Below are 6,367 nucleotides of genomic sequence, written 5' to 3'. Positions count from 1 at the left end.
CTGCGTGTCGGTGATCATCGCGTCCCGCGTCGGATCGGTGAAGACCGCGGCCACGTGATCGCGGGCGTTCACCGTTCACCGCCGGCACCTACGCCGATCTGGGCCGCGCTCGCGCTCGCGACGTAGACAGCGCGCCCCGCCGAAAAGTCGAAGGCCTGAGGGAGCGCCTCGCGACGGCCGCGAGGCGGATTCGTTAGCCAGCATACGAACCGGCGTCGCGTGGTCCAACGGCGTATGACCTTTCCGACGTGCTGACGGCCTCGTACGCTCGCAGGATGCTGAGCAGCGCCTTCAAGATGGAGGGGCGTTCGCTCGATTCCGATCAGGTTTGCCGAGGAACAAAAGACGAAGCCCCCTCAGAAAACTTGCCATAAGTCGTCCGAGAGGGCCCGCTCCGGGTGTGGAAGACCGGAGAGGATGCATGCTGGCTCGCCTTTGTCCTCGGGGACAAATTTTTCTCATGCCTCCAGGAGATCGACCAGGAGATCGCGCGGCAGGTGGCGCGGGCGGGGTGCCCGCGGTGCGGCGGCCCGCTGGATCGTAGCGACTATGACCGCAAGCCCCGCGGCGATCGCTTCATCGCGGCGACCGCGGAGCCGCCGGTGCGAAGGATCAGCTACTGCTGCCGCCGGGAGGGGTGCCGGCGGCGGCGCACGCCGCCGTCGGTCGTCTTTCTGGGCCGGCGCGTCTACCTCGGCGCGGTCGTCATCGTCGCGAGCGCGAGCGCGCTTTTGCGGCGCACGACGGCGTGTCCGCCGGCGCAGGTCCCGCCGGCAGACGTGCCGCCGGCAGAGGTCGCGCCGGCGCAGGCCTCGCCGAGACGGACCCCGGCGACGCAGGTCCCGGCGCGGACGCTCGGGCGGTGGTCGAGGTGGTGGCAGACGGAGTTGCCGGTCACGGGCCTGTTCGTGGCGTTGCGCGGGCTGCTCGCCTCGCCCGTGGACGCGGCGAGACTGCCCTGCTCGCTGCTCGAGCGGCTGACCGGCAGCGCCGTCGAGCAGGTCACGGCGCTGCTCAAGCTGCTGGCGCCGCTGAGCACGGGGTCTGTCGCTGACGGCGCACGATTTCTGAGGAGCGCTGGGGCCTGATGAGGGGCACGCAGAAGATGTAAAATGAAGGGATTCGCAGGTTGGCGTAGGGTTTCCCTCGCGGCGCACGGACAGATGACCCTGCCCGCGGAGAGGACCCATGAGCCACGAAGACACGCCAGCGCGCGTGCGATGGGCACGTCTGCGCCTTTCGATCATCGGACCGCTGCTCGCCTCGCCGGCGGTGCGGGGGCGGCTCGGCGAGACCATCGCCGAGCTCTCCGGCCGCCCCTGGCATCACCCGACGACCGGCGAGACGGTCTGTTTCTCCGCCAAGACGATCGAGCGGTGGTACTACGCCGCGCGCAGCGAGCTCGACCCGTTTCGGGCGCTCGCACGCAAGGTGCCCAAGCACGCCGGCACCCATCCGAGCGTCACGCCGGCTCTCGCCGCCGCGCTCGGCAAGCAGCACGCCGAGCACGAGACCTGGAGTTACCAGCTCCACTATGACAACCTCTGTGCGAGCGCGAAGCAGGATCCATCGCTCGGGAAGCTCCCCGGTTACGCGACGATCTGCCGCTTCATGAAGGACCAGGGCCTGACGAAGAAGAAACGGCAGACCCGTATCGCCCGGGGCGAGGGCTACGTGCCCCGCGAGGTCAGGTCCTTCGAGGTCGAGCATGTCAACGGGCTGTGGCACCTCGACTTCCACAAGGGCTCGCTCAAGGTGCTCCACCCGTCCGGCGCGTGGGTGAAGCCGGTCATGCTCGGCGTACTCGACGATGCCTCGCGGGTCTGCTGCCACGGGCAGTGGTACTACAAGGAGAACACGCAAGCCCTGGTGCATGCGCTCTCGCAGGGGATCCAGAAGCGAGGACTGCCGCGCGCCCTGCTCGACGACAACGGCTCGCAGATGGTCGCCGCCGAGACCACGGAGGGGCTCTTGCGCCTCGGCATCGTCAACTTCAACACGATGCCCCGCACGCCCGCCCAGAACGGCAAACAAGAGTCCTTCTGGGGCCCGATCGAAAAGCGCCTGCTCGCCATGCTCGAGGGCGTCGAGGGGTTGACCCTCAGCCTGCTCAACCAGGCCACCCAGGCATGGATCGAGCAGGAGTACCACCGCGCTGTCCATAGCGAGCTCAAGGAGACGCCGCTGGAACGCTACCTTCGCGGTCCCGACGTCGGCCGGCCCAGCCCTGGCTCCGAGGAGCTGCGCCGCGCCTTTCGCATGGAGATCACGCGTACCCAGCGCAAAAGCGATGGGACCGTGACGCCCGCGCCGGCGCCGCGGCGCTCCGGGATCGCGCCGCACCTCAAGGCGCTGATGGCCGAGTACGCCGCCACCGGGTTGCCGCCTGCGTACCTGGCGCTCGACGACGGCGGGCAGGACGGCGCTCCCGAGGATGGCGCCGCGCTCGACCCAGCGAACCAAGATCCTTGTCTTGAATCGACGGAGGAGGCCCTCTCATGACCTCGAAGATCCTGTCCCTCTACAGTCTTATCTTCAACCCCTTCCGACCCGACCTCCCCGTCGAGGCGCTCCACGTCACGCCACAGGTCCACACCTTCCTGCGGCGCGTCGAGAGCGGCGTCACCGACGGCGGCTTCGCGCTCGTCACCGGCGACCCCGGCACCGGCAAGAGCGTCGCGCTCAGGCTCGTGCGTGAGCACCTCGGCACCTTGCCTGACGTGACGGTCGGGACCATCGAGCACCCGCAGAGCCGCGTGCCCGACTTCTATCGTGAGCTCGGCGAGCTCTTCGGCGTGCCCCTGAGCGCCCATAACCGCTGGGGCGGCTTCAAGGCGCTGCGGACGCGCTGGAGCGAGCACATCAGCACGACGCGCAGCCGCCCCGTGCTCATCCTCGATGAGGCGCAGGAGGCGCTCACTCAGGTGCTCTGCGAGCTGCGCATCCTCGCCAGCAAGGACTTCGACGCTCGCCAGCTGCTCTGCGTCATCTTCGCCGGCGACGGCCGCCTGCCCGAGCGGCTGCGTACCCCCGAGCTCTTGCCCCTCGGCAGCCGCATCCGCCGCCGCCTCCACCTCGATTACGCCTCCCGCGACGATCTCACCGCCTGTCTCGACCATCTCCTCGAGGCCGCCGGCAACCTCGCCTTGATGACCCCGGAGCTGAAGGCCACCCTCGTCGATCACGCCGCCGGCAACTACCGCATCCTGATGAACCTCTGCGACGAGCTGCTCGCCGCCGGCGCCGACCGCGGCCTGCCACGGCTCGACGAGAAGCTCTACCTCGAGGTCTTCTCTCCGCCCCAGCGCCCGAAAGCATCGACGAAGAAGCGATGAGCCCCTCGGTCCGCCGCAGGCTCTACGCCGCGCGCGAGCTCCTGGAGCTGCGGCTGCTCTCCGCTGCGCTCGATGCCGTCTCCACCGCGCTCCGGCTCGAGCACCCGACCCTCGACACGCTCGCCGAGCCGACGGAGCCGCCTACGCTGTGCGCGGCACGCCATCTGCTCGTCCAGATCCGCTCGCTCCGCGGCGCCATCCGCTCCTACCGCTCGGCCGTCCACCGCGTCCTCGAACAACCCGACGATGACGGCATCCCCTTCTGACGCGCAAGCTACCCGCTTGACGCTCCGCGTCCCTCAAGCTCCGTGCGCAAGAGCCCCTCAATTCTCGTGGTTATGCTCAGATGCCGCGGTACTGGATCATGCGGGTCGACCATCGCGAGGCCAAGAACTTCCTCTGGAGCGAGCTAAAGGCCGGACGCCTGCGGCAGGGCTGGGGCTACCGCGAGGATCAGAACCTCGAAACGATCGCGGCCAGGAGGAAGAAGGGCGCGACCATCACGGACGAGCAGCAAGACGCCTGGCGTGGGAACCGCCGGATGTTTGGGTCCGAACCCGACAGCATCCAGGAAGGTGACGTCATCCTCGTGCCGCATCTCCCCGAGGAACGGCACTGGTCGATCGCGCGGGTGCTGGGGCCATACCGCTTCGAGATCCCCAAAAAGACCAAGGACTACGGCCACATCCTGCCCGTCGAACTGCTCTCGGGCGATCGTCCCGTCGGCTTCAAGGCGAGGGGCGTCGCGGCCGGACTTCGCCAGACGATGCGCAATCTGTCGCGGCTCTGGAACGTCGACCACCTGGGAGCGCAGATCCAGCAGATCGTGGGGAACCTTGGGAAAGCCGCCGAGGCAATCGACGTCGAGGAAGACCGGCTTGAAGCGCTCCTCCGGGAGCTCGAGCTCGCCGGCTTGGAGCGGTTCAAGTTCCACTTCCAAGGTGCCGAGTTCGAGGCGCCCTGCGTGCGCCTGCTCAAAATGCTCTACGGCGAGGCCAACGTCGAGCACACGGGAGGCCGGAGCGAGAACGGCGCCGACGCGATCTGCACCTACCGCGATCCCCTGGGCGTGCCCCACCGGGTCGCCGTGCAGATCAAGATGTGGACGTGGGACGCCGACTGGACGCGACCGCTCGAGCAGATCAAGAAGGCGTGCCAGTCGTACGAGGGGATCACGTCGGGCGTGATCCTCTCGACCTCGGAGCGTGTCACCCAGGATTTTGAGGCGGCGCGTGAGAAGCTCCAGAAGGAGCTCGGGCTCCCCGTGCGGGTCGTCCTGCGGCAGGAGCTGCTCAGGCTGTTCATCCAGCACCTGCCGAAGCTCGTCGCCGCGGAGGCAGAGCCTGAACCGGATCTGTAAAGCTCGCGCCTGCGCATCCGTGCCCTCGAGCGCGAGACGCAGCGGGAGATGCCGGCGCTCATCACAGCCCCGGCCACACAGAGTCGCCTCGGGTGCGTGCGGCGGTTCGAACCCCGTCATGTGCGCGTGGCACGCAGGATGGGCATCAGAACCGACACGAACTGGTTCAGGGTCTCGGTGATCTTCGAGACCAGCATGTCGTTCAAGTCCTCGCCGGTCGACCACTCAAAAGTCGTCAGCGCGTTGACCGTACGCGGGCCGCCGTTGTCGACCCGCGTGCCGGCGGGGAGCCGAGGAAGCACGGCCTCGATGCGCCGCCGCCAGGCGTCGCGGCCCGCGGTGTCATCGGTGCCGAGCATGAGGCCGACCTGGATAGGGGACCAGACGTCCTTCTCGTAGCCCCCGAAGTGGACCTTGAACACGACGCCAGAGCCGTCATGAAGCGTCAGCCAGTACTCGAGCGACTTGCGCGGCTTGGCCGTCCGCTCCAGGTCGGGGTGCGCGGGGAGGAGCGCAGCGTCCAGAGGCTCGCGCGCCTTGCGCAAGAACTCGATCACCTCTTCACGCACGGGGAGGCGTCCACGGTTCGCCTGTTCCGCCTCGTCCTGCATATCGCGCAAAACGTCGGCGGGGACTGCGCGTCCTTGCGCGTCCTGCACGAGCACGCGCACCGTTATCTCCCGCTCGCTCCGCAGCACTGCGCTCACGACGTGAGGGACGAGCAGGTACTCATTGTCGAGCGAATACATGGCCAGCGACACCAGCGCGAGCTCGGTGAGGCTGAGCGGATCGTCCCTGCCCGCGAACCGAGGCGCGAGCTTCGCGAGGCCTTCGTCGATGCCATCGCCCGCGATGACGAGCAAGAAGTCGGCATGCCGACAGCTCTGGCGTAGCGCCTCCTCGTTCTCCCTTACCCACTGCGCATGTCCGCGCAGCTTGTCCTCCAGCTCGGGCAGCCTGGCGCTCGTCCAGCTCTGCTGCACGACCCTCGCGTAGTCCAGGATCTGCGCGAGGACCCGCCGCCGTGCCTCGGGATTCTTGAGGAGCTTGTCCTCCAGGAGCACGAGCCGGCGCAGCTCGCCGCTGTCGCTACGCACCTCGGCGAACACGAGGTCGATGTTGTCCACCTGCGCGCCGAGGAACATCAGCGCGGAGTCCTCGGCGATCATCTCGGCCTCGCGGAGCGCGTCCGCGAGCAGGTCGACGTTCTCGATGAGGATGCGGTCCCACTCGGCCTCTGATCGGCCGCCGGGGTCGACCCGTCGCAGGCGACGCCGCGGCTCGAATGGACGAGCGGCAGCGTCAAGGAGCTCGATGAAGCTCGGGAGGACGTCCATACGGCCATGGTAGGCCAAGCCCGCTGCTCGTGTGCAGGCGATCTGTCGTGCCGCCGGCCGGCCGCGGTGGACCCCGCCGGCCGGCCGCGGTGGACCATCCACATGGAAGGAGCGGCCGACGACATGTCGGTGCGGCAGCCGGGGATGCAGTACCATCGCGCGGCACACCCAACGCTGCTGCGTCCCAAAGCGCATGCCCGAGCCCCGCTTCACCTTCGCCGATCTCGTCGCACGCGTGTGCCCTACGTTCGAGGGCAGCCACAAGTGGAAGACCGTCCGCCACCTCGACAATCGTCCCGGTGTCCCCGTGGGGCCCCGGTGCGCTGTCGTGGCAC

Annotated in this window: 5 protein-coding genes and 1 pseudogene; 5 read left to right on the top strand and 1 reads right to left on the bottom strand. The window is 68.4% G+C overall.

The annotated features are described in order from the left end of the window. Positions 1-398: 398 nt before the first annotated feature. From WMF31_RS37755 to WMF31_RS37735, 5 genes and pseudogenes are all read left to right on the top strand, one after another. Positions 399-1,088 carry a hypothetical protein gene (locus WMF31_RS37755; RefSeq protein ID WP_129348455.1) on the top strand — a complete coding sequence of 230 codons (690 nt, stop codon included), beginning with the start codon at positions 399-401 and terminating at the stop codon, positions 1,086-1,088. Between the two features lie 100 nt (positions 1,089-1,188). Beyond that, positions 1,189-2,409, top strand: a pseudogene (locus WMF31_RS37750) (IS481 family transposase); the annotation flags it as partial. Positions 2,410-2,498: 89 nt separating this feature from the next. Further along, the gene (locus WMF31_RS37745) at positions 2,499-3,335 is read left to right on the top strand and encodes an ExeA family protein (RefSeq protein ID WP_129348457.1); all 837 of its coding nucleotides are present in this window, start codon (positions 2,499-2,501) and stop codon (positions 3,333-3,335) included. Next, on the top strand, positions 3,332-3,601 hold the full coding sequence (locus tag WMF31_RS37740) for a hypothetical protein (RefSeq protein WP_129348459.1): 270 nt from the start codon (positions 3,332-3,334) through the stop codon (positions 3,599-3,601). Before WMF31_RS37745 ends, WMF31_RS37740 begins: the two co-directional genes overlap by 4 nt. 80 nt (positions 3,602-3,681) lie before the next feature. Then, positions 3,682-4,695, top strand: coding sequence for a restriction endonuclease (locus WMF31_RS37735; RefSeq protein ID WP_436606741.1), 1,014 nt, complete (start codon positions 3,682-3,684; stop codon positions 4,693-4,695). Positions 4,696-4,811: 116 nt separating this feature from the next. Here WMF31_RS37735 and WMF31_RS37730 read toward each other — a convergent pair whose 3' ends face one another. Continuing rightward, positions 4,812-6,188 carry a hypothetical protein gene (locus tag WMF31_RS37730; protein ID WP_436606740.1) on the bottom strand — a complete coding sequence of 459 codons (1,377 nt, stop codon included), beginning with the start codon at positions 6,186-6,188 and terminating at the stop codon, positions 4,812-4,814. Between the last annotated feature and the right edge of the window lie 179 nt (positions 6,189-6,367).

The organism is Sorangium sp. So ce1036 (assembly GCF_051369805.1).
Classification (GTDB): domain Bacteria; phylum Myxococcota_A; class Polyangia; order Polyangiales; family Polyangiaceae; genus Sorangium; species Sorangium cellulosum_F.
Note: the sequence above shows the minus strand (reverse complement) of the source record. Positions and strands in the feature narration are given on the sequence as shown.

Excerpts from the sequence above, each read along its gene's own strand:
- WMF31_RS37740 (WP_129348459.1), top strand. The coding sequence starts at position 3,332 with ATGAGCCCCTCGGTCCGCCGCAGGCTCTACGCCGCGCGCGAGCTCCTG.
- WMF31_RS37745 (WP_129348457.1), top strand. The coding sequence starts at position 2,499 with ATGACCTCGAAGATCCTGTCCCTCTACAGTCTTATCTTCAACCCCTTC.
- WMF31_RS37730 (WP_436606740.1), bottom strand. The coding sequence starts at position 6,188 with ATGGTACTGCATCCCCGGCTGCCGCACCGACATGTCGTCGGCCGCTCC.
- WMF31_RS37735 (WP_436606741.1), top strand. The coding sequence starts at position 3,682 with ATGCCGCGGTACTGGATCATGCGGGTCGACCATCGCGAGGCCAAGAAC.